This is a genomic window from Sphingobium sp. LB126 (genome assembly GCF_002795205.1).
GTDB classification, from domain to species: Bacteria; Pseudomonadota; Alphaproteobacteria; order Sphingomonadales; family Sphingomonadaceae; genus Sphingobium; species Sphingobium chungbukense.
The window spans coordinates 413,947-431,495 of sequence record NZ_NETV01000001.1 but is presented as its reverse complement, the minus strand read 5'-3'; the positions used below and the strand labels follow the sequence as shown (position 1 = coordinate 431,495).

16 protein-coding genes are annotated in these 17,549 nt (G+C 64.6%); 9 read left to right on the top strand and 7 right to left on the bottom strand.

Features of this window, described 5'->3' with window-relative positions:
* Nucleotides 1-5 precede the first annotated feature (5 nt).
* From CAF53_RS02010 to CAF53_RS02000, 3 genes are read right to left on the bottom strand one after another with little or no spacing between them, the layout of a single operon-like run.
* Entirely contained in the window at nucleotides 6-554 is a 549-nt protein-coding gene (locus tag CAF53_RS02010; protein WP_100237145.1) for an MSMEG_0567/Sll0786 family nitrogen starvation N-acetyltransferase, read from the bottom strand.
* Entirely contained in the window at nucleotides 551-1,648 is a 1,098-nt protein-coding gene (locus tag CAF53_RS02005; RefSeq protein WP_100237144.1) for an MSMEG_0568 family radical SAM protein, read from the bottom strand. The genes CAF53_RS02010 and CAF53_RS02005 overlap by 4 nt, the downstream gene beginning before the upstream one ends.
* On the bottom strand, nucleotides 1,638-2,645 hold the full coding sequence (locus tag CAF53_RS02000; protein WP_100237143.1) for a Nit6803 family nitrilase: 1,008 nt from the start codon (nucleotides 2,643-2,645) through the stop codon (nucleotides 1,638-1,640). Before CAF53_RS02000 ends, CAF53_RS02005 begins: the two co-directional genes overlap by 11 nt.
* 354 nt (nucleotides 2,646-2,999) lie before the next feature.
* Between CAF53_RS02000 and CAF53_RS01995 the strand changes: the two genes are divergently transcribed.
* The 7 genes from CAF53_RS01995 (at nucleotide 3,000) to CAF53_RS01965 (ending at nucleotide 10,770) form a co-directional block, all read left to right on the top strand.
* The gene (locus CAF53_RS01995) at nucleotides 3,000-4,397 is read left to right on the top strand and encodes a PLP-dependent aminotransferase family protein (protein ID WP_100237142.1); all 1,398 of its coding nucleotides are present in this window, start codon (nucleotides 3,000-3,002) and stop codon (nucleotides 4,395-4,397) included.
* A gap of 71 nt (nucleotides 4,398-4,468) precedes the next feature.
* Nucleotides 4,469-4,879 carry an OsmC family protein gene (locus tag CAF53_RS01990; RefSeq protein WP_100237141.1) on the top strand — a complete coding sequence of 137 codons (411 nt, stop codon included), beginning with the start codon at nucleotides 4,469-4,471 and terminating at the stop codon, nucleotides 4,877-4,879.
* A 325-nt stretch (nucleotides 4,880-5,204) separates the two neighbouring features.
* Entirely contained in the window at nucleotides 5,205-6,011 is an 807-nt protein-coding gene (locus tag CAF53_RS01985) for a phosphosulfolactate synthase (protein WP_100237140.1), read from the top strand.
* On the top strand, nucleotides 5,998-6,912 hold the full coding sequence (locus CAF53_RS01980) for a hypothetical protein (protein ID WP_157801176.1): 915 nt from the start codon (nucleotides 5,998-6,000) through the stop codon (nucleotides 6,910-6,912). Before CAF53_RS01985 ends, CAF53_RS01980 begins: the two co-directional genes overlap by 14 nt.
* A complete protein-coding gene (locus CAF53_RS01975; RefSeq protein WP_100237138.1) occupies nucleotides 6,897-8,240 on the top strand; it encodes an adenylosuccinate lyase family protein in 1,344 nt (447 codons plus the stop codon). Before CAF53_RS01980 ends, CAF53_RS01975 begins: the two co-directional genes overlap by 16 nt.
* On the top strand, nucleotides 8,237-9,253 hold the full coding sequence (locus CAF53_RS01970) for a pyridoxal-phosphate dependent enzyme (RefSeq protein WP_100237137.1): 1,017 nt from the start codon (nucleotides 8,237-8,239) through the stop codon (nucleotides 9,251-9,253). The genes CAF53_RS01975 and CAF53_RS01970 overlap by 4 nt, the downstream gene beginning before the upstream one ends.
* Nucleotides 9,250-10,770, top strand: a complete 1,521-nt coding sequence (locus CAF53_RS01965) for a lyase family protein (protein ID WP_197707335.1) — start codon at nucleotides 9,250-9,252, stop codon at nucleotides 10,768-10,770. Before CAF53_RS01970 ends, CAF53_RS01965 begins: the two co-directional genes overlap by 4 nt.
* A 61-nt stretch (nucleotides 10,771-10,831) precedes the next feature.
* Here CAF53_RS01965 and CAF53_RS01960 read toward each other — a convergent pair whose 3' ends face one another.
* Together CAF53_RS01960 and CAF53_RS01955 are read right to left on the bottom strand one after the other, a co-directional pair.
* A complete protein-coding gene (locus CAF53_RS01960) occupies nucleotides 10,832-11,491 on the bottom strand; it encodes a cupin domain-containing protein (RefSeq protein ID WP_157801175.1) in 660 nt (219 codons plus the stop codon).
* Between the two features lie 110 nt (nucleotides 11,492-11,601).
* The gene (locus CAF53_RS01955) at nucleotides 11,602-12,252 is read right to left on the bottom strand and encodes a hypothetical protein (RefSeq protein ID WP_197707334.1); all 651 of its coding nucleotides are present in this window, start codon (nucleotides 12,250-12,252) and stop codon (nucleotides 11,602-11,604) included.
* Nucleotides 12,253-12,475: 223 nt separating this feature from the next.
* Here CAF53_RS01955 and CAF53_RS01950 point away from each other — a divergent pair, with 223 nt between their 5' ends.
* Both CAF53_RS01950 and CAF53_RS01945 read left to right on the top strand, forming a co-directional pair.
* Entirely contained in the window at nucleotides 12,476-14,023 is a 1,548-nt protein-coding gene (locus CAF53_RS01950) for a hypothetical protein (RefSeq protein WP_197707333.1), read from the top strand.
* Nucleotides 14,024-14,084: 61 nt separating this feature from the next.
* Nucleotides 14,085-15,257 (top strand): MSMEG_0565 family glycosyltransferase, encoded by a 1,173-nt coding sequence (locus tag CAF53_RS01945; RefSeq protein ID WP_157801174.1) that lies wholly within the window; start codon nucleotides 14,085-14,087, stop codon nucleotides 15,255-15,257.
* Nucleotides 15,258-15,292: 35 nt separating this feature from the next.
* On the opposite strand, the gene CAF53_RS01940 is transcribed toward CAF53_RS01945, so the two are convergent.
* Nucleotides 15,293-16,111 carry a DUF2877 domain-containing protein gene (locus tag CAF53_RS01940; RefSeq protein WP_100237133.1) on the bottom strand — a complete coding sequence of 273 codons (819 nt, stop codon included), beginning with the start codon at nucleotides 16,109-16,111 and terminating at the stop codon, nucleotides 15,293-15,295.
* Entirely contained in the window at nucleotides 16,112-17,527 is a 1,416-nt protein-coding gene (locus CAF53_RS01935; RefSeq protein WP_100237132.1) for a DUF1116 domain-containing protein, read from the bottom strand. It lies immediately after the preceding gene.
* Nucleotides 17,528-17,549: the final 22 nt, after the last annotated feature.

Genomic DNA, 17,549 nt, shown 5'->3' with positions numbered 1-17,549 from the left:
GCCGCTCATCCACGCCCACGCGACAGGAAACCCACCTGAGGCGTGTCGAAGGGGGGGTAATATTCCAGATCGGCTTCCATCCGGTGGTGTGGTCTGCCGAACAGGTCGAACTCCTCCAGCGAGCGCCAATGCAGCCGTTGAAAGAGAAGGGCGTTCTGGCTCTGCACATTGGCCAGGAAGCGCGTGCATCCATGGGCATGCGCCGAGGAGACGGCCAAGCGGATCAGGTCTGATCCAATCCGGCCGCCAGCGCGACCGCGATAGGCCTGATCGACGGCCAGACGCGATCCCCACCAGGTCTTGGGCGCGCCCGGATCCTCATGAATCCGCACCGTGCCGACGACCCGGCATGCTCCGTCCCCGTCCTGCATGACCGCGACCAGCGCGATGGCGAACCTGTCGATGTCGTCGCGGTCATCCGCCTCGAAGACACCTTGCTCCTCGCAAAAGATCTCACGCCGCAGCGCGAACGCCGCGGAACGCTCCCACTCCGCGGTCGCCCATTTTATGCGCAGGGACGGTGCCAGCGCAGCCTGTTCGGCCACGGCATTCATGATGCGCGCCGCTCATAGGTCGAGAGGGCCGAGCATGCGCCGCATCGGCCACAGCCGGCCTTGATGTCGCTCGACTGCATTCCGGCTTCGCGCAGCATCGCTCCGAGCGGCTGGAGAACGCTGTGCATGAAAGTCGGCTTCGGCGACGGATGGCTCTCGAGCGGGGTTCCCGCGATCGGAACGAAGGGCACCACGAAGGGGTAGACGCCAATCGCGACGAGCCGCTCGCAGACAGAGAGCAATTCCTCACGGCTATCGCCGAGACCCGCCAGGATGAAGGTCGAAACCTGCCCTTTTCCGAACACCTCGATCGCCGCCTCGAAGGCGTCGAAATAGCGTTCGAGCGACACCTGAGCCTTGCCGGGCATGATGCGCTTGCGAACTTCCGGCGTCACCACCTCGAGATGCATGCCCAGCGAGTCGACTCCAGCGTCCTTCAGACGTGTGAACCAGAGGTCGTCATCCGGCGGCTCGCACTGTGCCTGGATCGGAATGTCGACCGCCGTTTTCACGCCCGCTGCGCTTTCCGCGAGGATCGCGGCGCCGCGATCGGACCCGGGCGGCGTGCCCGTGGTCATGACCATGTGGCGCACGCCGTCCAGTTCGACGGCAGCCTTGGCGACCTCCGCCAACTGCGCGGGCGTCTTGCGTTCGATGGTGCGGCCCGCCGCGAGCGATTGGCCGATCGCGCAGAACTGACAGGCTTTGGTCCGGCTCTGATAGCGGATGCAGGTCTGCAGGATCGTCGTGGCCAGGACGTCGCGGCCGTGCAGGGTCGCGATATGCGAATAGGGAATCCCATCCGCTGTCGAAAGCTCGTAGAATTTCGGCTTCGTGGGGAAGGAAATCGCAGCGAGTTCCACGCCGTCCCGGCTCAATCGGCTCAAGCCCGCCGCATCGGGGCTCGCTGCCTGATAAGGGCTCTCGAACGCTGGCGCATTGTGGACCGGCACCATGACGGTGGTGCCGTCGATCGTCACCGGCATATGGTCGGAAGGGCCGGCGCCACCGCGCCGGCTAACCCCCGAGCTCTTGGGATCGACGAGCCGAATCCCGAAAGATTGCAGCTCGTTGATCAAGGCCTCAGTCGACATTCTCGATCGCCTCCCGGTCTTCGCTTGCCTCCGTGTGGGTCGTATGGGGGACAGTGCGGATGGAATCTGCCCGGCGCATCGGGACGGCCGGCTGGTCGTTGATGAGGAGCGAGAGAAGCTCCGGACGGGCATAGTGGCCGACCGAGTCCATCATCCGCTTGCGCTTGGTGATGAGGCTCATGTCCAGATCGGCGATCAGCAGGCCTTCGCCCGACCGCATCGGCTCGACGAGATGCTTGCCCTCCGGCGAGACGATCGCGGTCATGCAGCCGCCGCGCAGGCCGCGCTGCAGCCCTTCGTCCGTCGTGATCGACGCAATCTGCTCCTCGGTCAGCCAGCCCGTCGAATTGACGACGAAGCAGCCGCTCTCGAGCGCATGATGCCGGATGGTGACTTCGGTCTGATCGCCGAAGATGTCGCCCACCAGCGAGCCCGGGAACTGCCCGGCGTGGATTTCTTCGTGCTGCGCCATCAGCGCATAGCGGGCCAGCGGGTTGTAGTGCTCCCAGCAGGCGAGCGCGCCGACGCGGCCGACCGTGGTGTCGACGACCTTGAGACCGGCACCGTCGCCACCGCCCCAGATCATCCGCTCATGGAAGGTCGCGGTGAGCTTGCGGCGCTTCAGCAGGAGTTCGCCGTCGGTGTTGAAGATCAGCTGAGCATTGTAGATCGTGCCATAGTCCAGCTCGTTGACGCCGAGCACAATCACCATCTTGTGACGCCGAGCCGCCTGGCTGACGGCCTCGGTAACCGGACCGGGCACCACGACCGCATTCTCGTAGAAGCGCATATGATCGCCGCCGCTGGTCATCGGAGGGCGGACGAACGAGAAATAGGGATAATAGGGGACGAAGGTCTCGGGGAAGACGATGAACTGGACGCCCTTGTCAGCGGCATCCGAGATCGCTGCGAGGACTCGGTCGAGCGTGCCCAACGGCGTCTCGAGATCGGGGGCAATCTGTACCGCTGCGGCGCGGATCACACGTTTTTCAGACATGACTTTCCTCTCATGTTTCGGGGACAATTTCGCTCTTTTGGCAGGGGCCGGCGCGACCAGCCCGCGATCCGGCGACTGGAAATTGATTGGATATGATGCAGTCAATCAACGCATCATAGAGGCTGTGTCGTCGACTCATAACGCCGTCTTTACGTCCGTTCATTCTCCAATCAATGGGCGTAAACCCCTTGCGGAAAGGCGTCAACACAACTCCCTGCGTTTCTTATCATTCCGCGCTGCACAATCCCTTCACGGAGCAGGCAATAATCTGGCATTGAGGGCAGTCATCGGGCTGGCCTCCACGCGTGCAACATTGTACGGTCAATCCATCTTAGGTTTCGAAATACTGAGCACATGCACGACTGGACGCCCGATCTTTCCACCTCAGCCAAGCCGCGCTATCTCGCTCTCGCTGATCGCATCGCATTCGACATGCAGGCGGGGCGACTGGTCGCCGGCGATCGCTTGCCGGCACAGCGCTTGCTCGCGGAGCGCCTTGGAATCGACTTCACCACGGTAGCCCGGGGCTATGGCGAGGCGCAGAAGCGTGGCCTGGTCGAGGCAAGGCAAGGGCAAGGGACTTTCGTCCTGCCGACTCAGCGCACCGCCACGCGCGCCGATGTGGTCGCGCCAACGCGCACGCATGCCGACGATACCGATCTTTCGATGAACCTGCCGCCGGAGCCTCACACGCCTGAGCTGATCGAGCGGATGCGCGCAGGCTGGGACGCGGTCGGTCGCGATATTCTACCGATGCTACGATACCAGTCGTTCGGCGGCGGCGCGCGCGACAAGGAGGCGGCGCTTCATTGGCTGGCGCGCCGCGATCTCGCGCCAGCGATCGAGCGGATTTACGTCACCCCTGGCGCGCATGCCGCCTTGCTGGGGATATTGAGCGCGCTGACCAAACCTGGTGACGTCCTGCTCAGCGAGAACCTGACCTATCCGGGCATCAGGGCGGTTGCCGCGCTGGTGGGGGTCGATCTCCATGGTCTTCCCATGGACCATGAAGGCATCGATCCCGAGGCATTCGCCGAGGCCTGCGAGCGCCTCGCGCCAAAGGCGCTTTATCTGAATCCGACGCTGCAGAACCCGACCAACCTTACGATCTCGTTCGAGCGCCGGCGGCAGATCGTCGAGATAGCGCGGCGTTTCGACGTCGCAATCATCGAAGATGATGCCTATGGCTTCATCGCGCAGGGGACGCCGCCAACCATCGCCTCGCTCGCACCCGACCTCACCTGGTATGTCGCCTCGCTCGCGAAATGCATTGGGGCGGGCCTGCGTACCGCCTATGTCGTGGTTCCCGAAAAGCGATCGGCCTGGGGGTTCGCCTCGGCCGTGCGCTCCGCTGCTGTCATTGCCTCGCCCATCACCCTGGCACTCGCGACGCAATGGATCGAGGACGGAACCGCCGACGCCATCTTGCGCGCCGTCCGCGTTGAGACCGAGGAGCGGCAGAAGCTCGCGCATAGGATCCTTGCCGACCAGCGCCTCGAAGGCGATCCGGACAGCTTCAACATCTGGCTGTCGCTTCCCGCCGGCTGGACTCGCTCGGCCTTTGTCGGCCACATGCGCTCGACGGGGGTAGGGATAGTCCCGAGCGATGCCTTCACCGTCTCCGGCACCCCGCCGGAAGCGGTGCGCATCTGTCTGGGCGGGCCGGCACCTCGGGCCACAGTGGAACGAGCCCTCGAATGCGCTGCGCATGCGCTGGAGGCGATGCCGGCCACGGTGACGTCCTTCTTATGACGCGCGGAGCCGATGAGCAGGCATGAGCCGAGTGCTCTGTGTCCCACTGAAAATCAGAAACAGGAGAGAATATGTCCGCGAACCATGAGCGGTCGGTTGTCAGCGAATGGCGAGGCGGCCTGTCGTGCGAAGTCCAGGCCGGACGTTTCACCCTGTTGGTCGACGAGCCTGAAAGCGTCGGCGGCACGGACCTGGGGCCTCAGCCGACAGAATTATTCCTGTCCTCGATTGCTTCCTGCTTCACGCTGGCACTGGCCTTTAGTGCCCGCAATCGGTCGATCACGGTGGACGCGATCAAAGTGACGGCCACCGGCGTCTATGATGGACCTCGTTTCCGTGCCGTGCGGATCGATGCGCGGGTCGCGTGCGACCCTGCCGCGCTCGATGGTCTTATCCGGCAGGCCGAGCGCGTCTGCTATATCACCAATACGCTGAAATCCGATCTCGACCTGATAATCGCGCCGCAACTGATCACGGCTTGAGCCCAGTCAAAGCGGCGCAAGTCGTGGCCACGGGTATCGCTCCGGCGGCAAGCGTGTGGGATTCCGGCGCGTACAATCGCTCCGATGACAGTCATCGTATTTTTCCTATAGTGATGTTCGTCTGACGAATGCGTGCGCCTTGGCGCGCGTCGGACTTGGGAATCCGCGGAAACAGCAATGGCTTGATGGGAGCGGCAGCTAATCGGCGCGCTGCCGCGAGACGGAGTTTTGGTGGGCGGCACCGAGTCCCGCCATTGACGATATGTCGTATGAGAATTATCTCATTCACTATAGTATCAAATATCGTGTAAGGAGAGCGGCGCTCATGTCCGCCGACCAGCTTCCCACCTTCCTCGACCTCCCGGCAAGATCGACGCAACCGCGCACGACCGGTATCACCCATATCCTCGATAAAGGCAGCACCACGGCCGATATCCGGGCAATCCTGACGTCAGCCGCGCGCTATATCGACATCTGGAAATTCGGCTTTGGCACCTCCTATGTCGATCCGGCGGTGCCAGCGAAGATCGCGCTGCTGAAGGCCGCTGGCATCAAGACCTGTACCGGGGGCACGTTGCTCGAAATCGCGTGGCTGCGCGGGCGTGTTGACGGCTTTTTCGAGTTCGCGGCTGAGCGGGGCTTCGACTGTGTCGAGGTGTCCGATGGGGCGACCGATATTCCCTTCCACGACAAGCTCGCGCTCATAGAGCGCGCGAATGCCCTGGGCTTCGAGGTTCTCTCCGAGATCGGGAGCAAGGATCCGACCAAGCGGCTGAGCTCCGCCGAATGGGTCAGCCAGCTCGAGACGGATGCCCAGGCCGGGGCGCGATGGATCGTGATCGAGGGCCGCGAGAGCGGGACGGTCGGGCTCTATGATGAATATGGCAAGATCCGGAACGACATCCTCCACGCGATCACGCGCAGCAGGTTCGCCAACAAGCTGATCTTCGAGGCGCCGCAGCGCGCGCAGCAGGCCTTTCTGATCCGGGAGTTCGGCCCCGAGGTCAATCTTGGGAACATCCTTCTAGGCGATGTGATCAGTCTTGAGACCCTCCGGCTTGGGCTGCGCGCCGACACGCTCCAATTGCTGACCGACGCTGACGGGGTAGGGGCTCGCCTTGTTCACGCTTGATCCCTCAGCCCAGAACATCATGCCGACACGCTACCGGCAGGTGGCGATCAGCAGCGATGTCGAGAGTCTCGATCCTGCATGGCTCGAACAGCATTTCCTCGGGCTCGAGGCCTATATGCGAACACGCTTCATCGTCGCCAGGCTCGGCGAGGAGTGCGCGTTGATCGAAGTGGACCGACCCGAGAGCAAGGCACTGTTCTCGGTGATCGAAGCGGTCAGGGTCGTCGCCCCCGCGGCCAGCTGCAAATATTTCTACGAACCCGAGATCGACACGGCCATTCCCTCCCAGCTGGCGCTTGTGGCGGTCAAGAACCCGGACGTGCCGTGCGTGATCGTGGAGGGCGAGTACGGCCATGTGAGCTTCATCCTCAATGCCGCGCCCCTGCTGCTCAATGTTTTCGACATCGTGCCCCCCTTTCCCTCGAAGCTGCTGGACCAGGTCGAACGGGTTCTGGCGGTTGCCGAGGACCTGCCGCCGATCGTGCCGGTGCCGGTGCTGGTCGACAGCCGCGAGGAACTCGCGGCGCACGTCAACCCGTTGCCCGCCGATGTACTGGTGCCCTGCCGGGGTTCGGGGCTCGACTTCGCAGAGACGAAGGTCGTCTATCTCGACGAGCGTCCGCGCAAGGTGGACTGGATACTGCTCGGCTGCGACCGTTCCCAGCAGATCCATCGCTGGTTCTACGGCGAGAACGCGCCGGTGGTCGATATCTGCCCGACCAAGTTCCTCGGCAAGCATCTCGATCCGGTGCGAACCATCACCCGTTGCTGCCTCATTCAGGAGGGCGTCGAGGCCAGAGACCTCGCGACCTATGTCCCTTGGGGTTCGTCCCTGGATGAGGTGCGCAAGGCGCTCGTCCAGATCCTCTCCAAGGTGGACGTGCCGTGGACGCGCACCTGATCGACTCCCAGATTTTCGGCCATCTCTGGTCGACGTCGGAAAGCCACGCCATCTTTGACGAACCGGCCAGGGTACGCCGCTGGCTCGGCGTCATCATCGCCTTGGCCCAGGCACAAGCCGAACTGGGCCTGATTCCGGCCGCTGCCGCGCGTGATATATCCGCGCTGCAGGATTGTGGCCTCCCGATCGACCGCATCGCCGAGGCCACGCGCGCGACAGGCCACTCGACCCTGGGGATGATCCAGGTCCTGCAGGAGCTGCTGCCAGCGTCCGCGGCGCCGTTCGTCTATTACGGCGCCACCGTTCAGGACATCACCGACACGTCGCAAGTGCTTGAGCTCGCCGAGACTGGGCTGTTGCTCTGGCGAGACCTTCGGGCCATCGAGGACAGGCTTCTCGACCTCGCCGTGACACACCAGAACACCCCGATGGCTGGCCGCACCCACGGCCAGCTCGGCTCGCCCATTCCACTCGGCTTCAAGATCGCAAGCTGGGCCGACCAGATCGGTCGGGACCTGTCACGGCTGCGGGACGGCCGCGACCGATGGCTGACAGGTCAGTTCGCGGGTGCGGTCGGGACGATCGGCTTCTTCCAACCCGAGGGGCTGGCGTTGCGCGCGGCCTTTTGCCGGCATGTAGCGCTCGCCGAGCCTTCCATTTCGTGGCTGTCGGCCAGGGACCGCTTCGTCGAGTTCGCGAACGTGTCAGCGATGGCGGCCAACACGCTCGCGCGGATCGCAAACGAGGTCTACGGCCTCCAACGCCGCGAAATAGGCGAACTCGGTGAGCGCCCGGCCGCCGGCACGGTCGGCAGTATCACCATGCCGCATAAGCGCAATCCGGAGAACAGTGAGCAGATCGTCACGCTTGCCCAACTCGCCAGGGCACAGAGCGCGCTTCTCGCGGATGCCATGGTGCATGAGCATGAGCGCGACGGTCGCGTCTGGAAGCTCGAATGGTCGGTCTTTCCCACGCTCGCCCATTCGGTTCTGGCGGCCTGCTCGCTTACGCGCGCGTTGCTCGATGGGCTTGAGGTCGATGCGCAGGCCATGGCGCGCAATCTCGCGCTCGTGTCGCCATCGGAGCATCTGCTCAGCCTTATGGCGATCCGCCTGGGCAAGCACGCCGCGCAGCATACGCTGCAACAAGCCTATCGGCGCGCTCGTGCTGAACGGCTCTCGCTTGCGGACGCGCTGGACGGCGTGGCTACGCCCACGGAACTCGCGGCAATCGCCGATGTAGATCTGGGCGCGGGACCGGAAATGGTCGATCGGGTGGTCGCTGCCTCCCGGCAGCGCCGCGAGAGCGAACCGGAACATTGGCGATGATCGAGCCGCCACGTCTGTCGCTCGCGGCCCTGCCGACCCCGATCCAGCATCGCCCCGATCTCGGGAGGGCGCTGGGGCGCAACGCGCTCTGGGTCAAGCGGGACGATCTCACCGGTTATTCCTGGGGTGGGAACAAGGTCCGCACGATCGAATATCTGCTCGGCGATGCCAAGGCACAGGGCTGCGACATCATCGTGCTCTGCGGTGGCCCGACATCGAATTTCGCGGCGCTGATGGCGGCCGCATGCGCGGCGCACGGCCTGGATACCGTTCAGGTCAGCTACGGCACCGAACCAAGCCCGAAGCCGGCGGCGCTTGCTGCCGGCGAGGGGGCAGGTGCGACGGTTCGCTATACAGGATCCCTCGATCGCTCGACCATGGAGGACGCGGCAGATGCGATAGCGGATGTCCTGCGCGCGCAGGGCCGACGTCCCTATCCCGTGCCGCGCGGCGGGGCGACGGTCATCGGCGCGCTCGGATATGCCCAGGCGGCAGGTGAAGTCCGCCGTCAGCTGCGACAGGCAGGCATCCAGGCCCTTACGCTTGTCATCCCGGTGGGATCGGGAGGGAGCATTGCTGGCTTGCTCGCCGGTTTCCTGTTCGATTTCGAAGGAGACGGCAAAGAAGGACCGCTCGACCTCGACTTGATCGGCGTCAGCGTCTCTCGTCCGCCCGAAGCGTTGCGCGACGAAATCGACGCGAAGGCGCGCGCGTGCGGAGAGGGGCGTTCGCGTCTCGGGAATGTGCGCTGCGCCTGGCAGCTTGTGGACGGACGCGGCGTGGGCTTCAATCGATATGATGCGGAGGATGCCGCGTTCGTCGATCAGATGATGCGCCAGTCGGGCCTGCTCATCGACATGACCTATAACGGCAAGGCGCTGCGCTGGCTTCGCGATATGCTGCCGCAGACCGACCGGCCGATCCTCTATTGGCATACCGGCGGTGCGCTCGCGGTCGCCGATCGGTTGGCGACCTCAGACCACGCTTCGCCTCATCATCAGGAGACCAAATGACCATGCTCGCCGCCGGAGAAGAACGGGTTGCTCCCCGCGTTGAAGGCCCTTCTTCCGCTGGGCCGGCGCCCGAGCTGATCGAGGCCGGTTTCGGATGGGAAATCGCCGATGCCGGCGTCCTGCATCATGGTCTGAACATCGCCGATTTCGCCCATGTCCTGGACTTGCATCACCGCGCGATCATCTCCGACGATGTCGCACGCAAGCTCCTGTCGGTTCTGCTTGAGGCGCATCGCACGGATCCGGCGAATTTCCCCTACGATCCGCATTTCGGCGAGGCCTATAATTCCCGCGAGCGCTTCTTTGCCGAACGGATCGGCGACTGCGCGGGCTGGCTTCATGCGGGCCGGCCGCGCAGAGAGGCGGCGCGCGTCGCCTTTCGCCTCGTTCTGCGCCGGTTGACGGCCGAATTGCTGAAGTCGGGCGCCGCCTTTGCCGAAGCTGCCTGCCTGGTGGCGGACCGCCATCGGGAAAGCTTCATGGCGGACCAAACCTATCTCCAGCAGGCCCAGCCGTCGACCTTCGGACATTATCTGCTCGGCTTCGTCCCGCCGGCGCTTCGCGACGGCGAGCGGTTGCTGTCGGCCCTTCACGCGGTCAATCGCAGCCCGGGCGGCGCCGGCTGCGTCAATGGCAGCCATCTGCTCGCCGATCGGGGTTATCTCGCGTCGTTGCTGGGCTTCGAGGCTGTCATCGAGCACACCCGCGACGCCATGTGGCAGGTCGACACCTTCATCGACATCCTGTCGACCGGGGTCAGCCTGCTGTCGAACCAGTCCAAGCTCGCCGAAGATCTTGAGATCTGGTCGAGCCAGGAATTCAATTATGTGGACCTGGCCGGTCCCTATACCCGTTCGTCGGTGCTGATGCCGCAAAAGCGCAACCCCTATGCGCTCACCATCATCCGCGGGGGTAGCGGCATGCTGATCGGTCGCCTTTCGGGATTCCTTGCGGTCGTAAAAACCCCGTCGGCGCGCAGCGACAATCTGATCTTCGCCTATGGTGAGCTGCCCCGCGCACTCGATTATGCGGTCAAGATTAGCAACCTCAGTCGCGGCGTCGTCGAAACCCTGACGGTCAACGAGGACCGGCTGTGGAAAGCCCTCGAGGCGGGTTTCAGCCAGGCGACCGATCTTGCTGAATATGTGATGGTCGAGTGCGGCATCGATTACCGCAGCGCCTACAAGATCGTTGGCCAGGCAGTTCGCGCCGCAAGCGCGAGCGGGAAGCGCGGCGTCGATATCGATGTCGAGGGGCTCCGAGAGGCCGCCCGGCAAGTGGCTGGGCTGGATATCTCGCTTGACGCCGCCAAACTCGCCGCGGCGCTAGACCCCCGCCAGATTGTCGCAAGCCGCTCCGCCCAAGGCGGCGCGGCTCCTGCGGTCGTTGCCGACATGGCTGCACGATTTGCGCGGAGCGCCTTCGAACTGGGACGAGAAGCGAGCGCGCAGCTCGCGCATTTCGATGAAATCGAAGAGCAGTTGCTCCAGCGCGTCGAAGCCCTCGTCAACGGGTAGAAGGCATCAAGCCGCCGGCCGTTCGCACCTCGGCGAACGATCGGCGGCATTGCCTTGAAGCTCAGGCATTCTCGCGGTTGCGGAAGACATACCAGATGAGCTGGGCCGGCTCCTTGCTCCGGTTCTCCCAATGATGCGGAACGCCGCCCTGAAAATGGAGCGAGTCACCGGCTTTCAGGACATAATCTTCCTCGTCCATCCGGAACACGACCTCGCCGGACAGCACGAAGATCAGTTCCTCGCCGGTGTGATGCAGGATCCGGTCACCGCTTGACGCGCCCGGCGCCATGGTAGCGACCGCGGCGGCGGTCACGAACTGGCGATAGGATCCGGAAATGTTGCCAAGGCTCAATCCCTTGTGGGGCGTGTAGACAGGCTGACGATGATCGGCCGGCGTGAACTGGAAGGGGGCCGACGCATTCTCGTCCTCTTCGACGAAATAGCCGACGGTGACGCCAAGCGCGGTCGCGAGCTTCAGCAACGTCGTGATCGTGGGTACCATCCCGCTGCGCTCGATCTTGTGGATCGTCGCGGGCGCCACATCGCTGACATCGGCGAGGCCCTGGAGCGAGAGTCGCTTCTGCCGGCGCAGCGCCGCGATCTTCTCGCCAACCTTGCTGACGATGACGTCGACATCCTCGCTGGTCGCGGGCGCCGGCACCTTTTCAGGAGCTTTGGCTCGCGGCTTTGTGCCGCCTTCCTTCTTTGCGCGCGTCGCCAATATATTCTCCAAGGCAATCCAACGATCGGTGAACGTTGCAGACGTGCGTCATGCAACGCGGTGAAGCAAGAGGCGGTACCTGAAACGCCAACAGCCTATGACGAAGACGCCTAACGGCAGCCGTCCGCGCCAACTCCAGGGATCGCAATATTTCCAGTCTCGATCCGCTGGCGCCACAACGCGACCGCGGCGTCTAGCTCGCCACGGTCCTTTGTCTCCATCCAATCCTCGAGCCCGGGCGTCGCATCGATCAGCACGCCAGACTCGCTGTGGAGACGAATCACCGTCAGGGAATAGACGAGGCTATTCGTCATAGCTCCATATTGCGCCATCGCCAGCGTCGCGAGACCACTGTCGAGGTGCATGGTAGCGATGTTGAACGGCGTCGCGACAGCGGCCTCGCCGTCGCCGGTCTGTTGGAGCACGACCCATTGCTCGCCTGCGGCGCGCGCATGGACGATGCGTTCTTCGATCAACCTGCCACGCGCCAGGGCGTCGATTTCGCGGGCGCGAAGCGCGAACGCCGCGCCGCGCGCCAACCTCGATCGTCGATCGGAATCGGCCGCCGCCGGACCTCTCCAGGCCTCGACCAACTGTTCGAGCGTCTCCAGATCCTTCAAACCGTCGACCTGCGCGCGCAGCGTTCTCAGATCATTTTCATAGCGTTCCACATCGGGCATCGCGGTCGCATGCAATTCGCGTTCGCATTCCATCCATTCGTCTTGAACCGGACTGGACATTGTCGGCGAAGTACCTTGCATGAACTGGATTTCCTGGTGGTTCGGCCATCACGCGTGACCGCAACCGCGTTTGACACGGCATTCTAATATCGCATAGGAAAAATGAAATCACTATAAGATACGCTCCGGGTCTTCGGAGCGCGCAGCGCAGGAAGAGAAGCGCCGACGCGACGAGATTCCCGGTTGGACGAAAGGCGAGGCGCTTGTTTTCCGTGAATACCCGCAAAATCTCGGTCAGGCGGTCATGACGACGCCAGCCATGACGCTTCTCCTCACCGTGCATCGCGGCGCCTACAAGGACAGCGTCCGCCAGATGGCCGCGACGCGCGCGATGCTGGAGGCGGGCGGGGTCGAGTGGGCAGGCGCCTTCATGGCAACCCCTGCCAACCTTCAGCAACTCCACGCCGAGGGGTTCGCGAACACCGAGGTCGACGCCCAGGCCAATGACCTTGTCCTGGCCGTTCGTGCCGAAGATGCCGCTTCGGCGCAGCATGCATTGGCGCGAGCCGAAGCCAGCTTGTTCACCACCGGAGCGCAGTCGAGTGGCGCCCAGGAAGCGCTGCCCGTCGATCTGCGGGCGGCACTGCGCGAAGATCGCGCCGCCAATATCGCCATGATTTCGGTACCCGGACCCTATGCCACGCTCGAAGCCCAGAAGGCGTTGTCCGAAGGGCTTCATGTCATGCTGTTCAGCGATGCCGTCGAACTGGCCGATGAGCTTGCACTCAAGCAGCGTGCGCGGACGCTCGGCCGGTTCGTCATGGGGCCTGGTGCCGGCACATCATGGATCAGCGGGACCGGCTTCGGATTTGCCAATCGCGTCCGGTCCGGTCCGGTCGGCCTCATCGCGGCGTCGGGAACAGGCGCACAGGCGGTCATGTGCTTGCTCGATCACCTCGGGATAGGCACAGCGCATGCGATCGGCGTCGGCGCCCATGACCTCACAGCCGACATCGGCGGACTATCCGCGCGGATGGCGTTGGAAGCCTTCGAGGCGGATGAAGGGGTCAGGATTATCATCCTCGTCTCGAAGCAGGCTGACGCCATCGTTGCGGCCGATCTGCTTGATCGTGCGACCAAGCCGATCGTTGCCGTTCTGCTCGGTACGAGCGACGACCGTGTGCTTGGTCGAGAGGAGGTCTATTCGACCCTGGAACAGGGAACATTCGCGGCGGCACGATTGCTGGGATATTCGCCGCTGGAGGCGGATCAAAAGCTTGAGGCGCAGGTCGCGGCGGCAGCCGCACAATTGCCGCCGGAGCGAACCCGCCTGGTCGGCTTGTTCAGCGGAGGCACGCTCTGCGAAGAGGCCGCGGCGATCGCGGCACGGTATGTCGCGCCGATCGAACGCACCGCGCCGCATCCGTCCGAACCGGCCGGGGAGGCCGCGCACCTCCTTCTCGACCTTGGTGACGAGGACCACACACGGGGCAAACCCCATCCGATGATCGATGCCGCCGCGCGGTGCGAGCAGTTGCTCGCGCAGGCCTCGGATCCCACGGTCGCCGTCGTTCTGCTCGACCTCGTGATCGGCGAGGGATCCCATCCTGATCCGGCCAGCGTGCTGGCACCGGCCGCGGCCAAGGTCGTCGACGCCGGTGCTGTCGTGCTGGTCTGCGTGGTTGGCGCCCCGGCGGACCCGCAAGATCTCCGGCGGCAGCGCGAGCAGTTCGAGCGTGCGGGCTGCATCCTCGCTCCGACCACGGCGCGCGCGGCCTATGCCGCGGTCGCGATCGCGATTCGCCAACCTGCGATCGCGAACGCGACCGAAATCCGACCTTCTCGACCCTGATATGCGAACGGACCAACACGTAATGTCGTCTCTTGCCTCTCCCCCCTCGCGTGGCCCGCGCGTGGCCCTCACCACTTATTCAACCAAGCCGCGCGGCGGGGTCGTCCACACGCTGGAGTTGGCCGAAGCGCTGCAGGCGCAGGGGATCGACGTCACGGTGGTAGCGATGGGGGAGCGGGGATCGCTCTTCCGCGAGGTCAGCGTGCCGGTCGAATATATCCAGCCGCCTGAGGTCAAGGATACGCTCGAGGCCCGCGTGTTCAGTTGGATCGACACCCTGATCAAGGGGCTGGAGCCGTTGCGCGACCGCTTCGACATCGTGCACAGCCAGGACTGCATCTCGGCGCGCGCGGCCGCCCGGATTCGTGACGCCGGCGCTCCCTTCCGGCTCGTGCGAACCGTGCATCATGTCGACGACTTCACGACCGAAGCGCTGATCGAATGCCAGCGCCAGGCGATCCTCGAGCCGGATGACGTCCTGGTGGTGAGCAAGGTCTGGCAGGACCGTCTGCGCGCCGAATATGGCGTGGAGGCCGGGATCGTCACGAATGGAGTCTGGCCGGAGAATTTCCGCTGCAGCCTCGAAGATTCCCGTCGCAAGGAACTGCGTCGCAGGGTCGGCGCCGAGGATCGCTTCCTCTATCTGACGATCGGCGGGATCGAGCCTCGAAAGGGGAGCCGATTCCTAGTCGAAGCCCTCTCGCAGCTCAAGGCGGACCGCGCCATCGCGCCAGTCCTGGCCATCATCGGCGGCCATAGCTTCCAGGATTATTCCGCCTATAGCGAGGAGGTGCTCGCCTCCTTGCCCGGGCTCGGGTTGGAACTGGAACGCGATGTCGTGCTCTTGCGGACGGTCGCTCAATCCGAGCTTGTCGAATGGCTCGCGGTCGCCGACGGCTTTGTGTTCCCCTCGATCAATGAGGGGTGGGGGCTCGTCGTCATGGAAGCAGCCAGCGCCGGATTGCCGGTCGTGGCGTCGGATATCGATGTCTTCCGCGAGTTCCTCGACGATGACAAGAACGCCATCCTGACCGGCGCCGGCGACAGCGCATCGCTCGCGCTGGGGATGGCACGGCTCATGGACGAGCCGGACACGCGCAGGCGATTGGCCGCAGCGGGGACCGCGCTGGTCGCAGACTATGGTTGGGATCGAACCGCGCGCCAGCATATCGCGGAATATGAGCGCGTCTGGCGCGATATGAACGCGTCCAACCCGGTCAGCCTTCCCGCCTGACGGCCCGGCGTACCGGCCGGGGCGGCGATCCACGTTCAGAGCGGGGCGCCGTTCCGGCCTTTCCAAACCGCGGCAGCAAGACCCAGGCCAGCGAGCAGGGCCGTCCCGGACCGGTGGCCAATCCCGCGCACAATATCGGCCGTCTGTTCAAACGCGGCGCGGCGCGCTTGCGAGGACGGGCAGAGGGAGTCGCCGCTGCCGGAAAACAGAATATGGACTGGTTCGATACTCTGTCCACGCGCGGCCCAGCGTAGGAAATTCCAGCTCAAATCCGTGGTCCGAGCCCGTGAGGCGATCGCGACCAGCCGCGTGAGCGGTGTCCCCGACCAGTTGCAAAATAGCAGGAGCCCCGACAGCGCGTCGTCGCCCGATGGCGTGAGCCCAGTGCCTCGGCCTTCAAGCACCGCGGCGGCAGTCTCGAGATCTCCTTCCGCAACCGCGGCGCACACGCTGCCCCAGATCGAGGCAAGATCATCGGGATGCTGCTCGGGCGACGCCCAGAACGCCATCCACGGGGCCAGGTTCGCGAGCTCCGTGACCGATGGCCTGCGCGGCGCATAGGCCTCCGCCGAAGTGAGATCGATGTTTCCTCCCGGAAACGTCAGGCGAGCCGGTTCCAGCTGGACCTTGGTACCGCCCGCGACAGCCGGGGGATCGTGATCCAGAATCAGGTGGATCGGCCCCGGCGAGACCCTCGGCCCGGCGACGGCGAAGATGCTGTCTTCCACTCGGACGTAGAAACCGCCGGTGAAGCATCCCAGAATCTTGCCCGGCAACGGGCCGCTCTGGCCGGCTTCAGCGCATAGTTCGGTGATCGCTTCTCCTTGATGGATCGCGCGCACCGGAGACGCCACTCAGGCGATCCTCTCGTCGAGCTCGAGCGCGGCTTGCACGAAGCAGGCAAGCGGCGCGCGAGCAATCCCGGCACCGATCTGGCCCAGGCCATCTGTCGCATGAACGATGCCTGTGCTGATCCCCGGGGTGATCGACAATTCGGCCATCCTGCGGACATCAAGGCCCAGGGGCGAGCCCTTGTTCGATAGATAGGGCATCCTGAACCGATCGCTCTCGCCCGCGCTGATCGTCTCCATGGCCTGGGTGAGTGCGAGCGCCTCCGCCTGGCCGCCGAGGAAGGTCGCGGCTGCTGGCGTGTTGCCGGCAATCGATGCCCCGAGCCCGATGAGTTCCAGAACCGCACTGTCGCCGATGTCAGGCGCCGCGTTTTCAGGACCGAATCCTGGCCGGAACAATGCGCTCCTGACCGGCGGGGCCTCCGTCACGATCCAGGGACGATTGCCCAGCCGGACCCCGAAGGAGGCGCCGTTGCGCGCCATGGTCGTCACGAGACTGGCGCCATCGACCCCGGCGGCCGCATCGACCAGCGACTTCGCCGCCGCCATAGCCATGTTGAGCGTTGTCAGGGGATTGCCCGAGAGGAAATCGGCCGCCACCGCCACCAGCGGATGGCTCGATCGGACCAATGCGGGCAGCAGGTCGCGCAGCAACAGGTTGGTCGTGGCCTGGATGCGCATATGCACGTCATCGGCCATGGCGATTCCCTGCGCGGCGAGATCCAGGATCTCGATACCGCCGTGGCGCTTCAACGCCTCCGCCAGGACCGGCCCGACCACATCGCGCACCAGCTTCAGCCGCTCAATCGCCGCGTCGCTGTTGACCCCGAACCATGGAGCGTCGCCGGCGCCCTGATTGATGCTGGAAAAGGCCGTGGTGCCGCCGTGCGCGTTCTCCACGACATAGACCGGCGCGGAGGGGCCGATCACGGTGGCCATCGGTACGACGGCCCGGTGATCGTTCGCGGGCTGGAACTCGATCTCGCCGGCCCGTACGAGCGCCATAGCCGCAGCAATATCGTCGGCCCAGCCTTCGGCCACGATCGCTGCGGTCGCCGACCGGCGCAGTGGATCGATCATGTCGTCCCAACTGATCGGCGGGCCACAGTGCAACAGGGTCCGCTCGCCAAGACCCTCGATCACCGAGCCCGCGCGCTCGACCGACCGCACGATCGGGCTGGCGCGCAGATGGGCGAGCGCCTGCGCGTTCGCCGCGTCGATCCTGGCCGCCTTGGGACCGAGCAGCCGCTCGAGCGCAGCCACCAATCGGCTGTCGCCACCGGCGGGAACGCGCCAGTCGACACCCACGACCGAAGCGCCCTGATCCCGCAGCGCGTCCGCGAAGAGCGGCAGCCCAACATTGATAACGCGTACCTCGCGGGGCAAGCGAGGCGCAGGGGGCTGTTCGGCTCGTTTCATCGTTCGGGCGTCTTGTGCACTG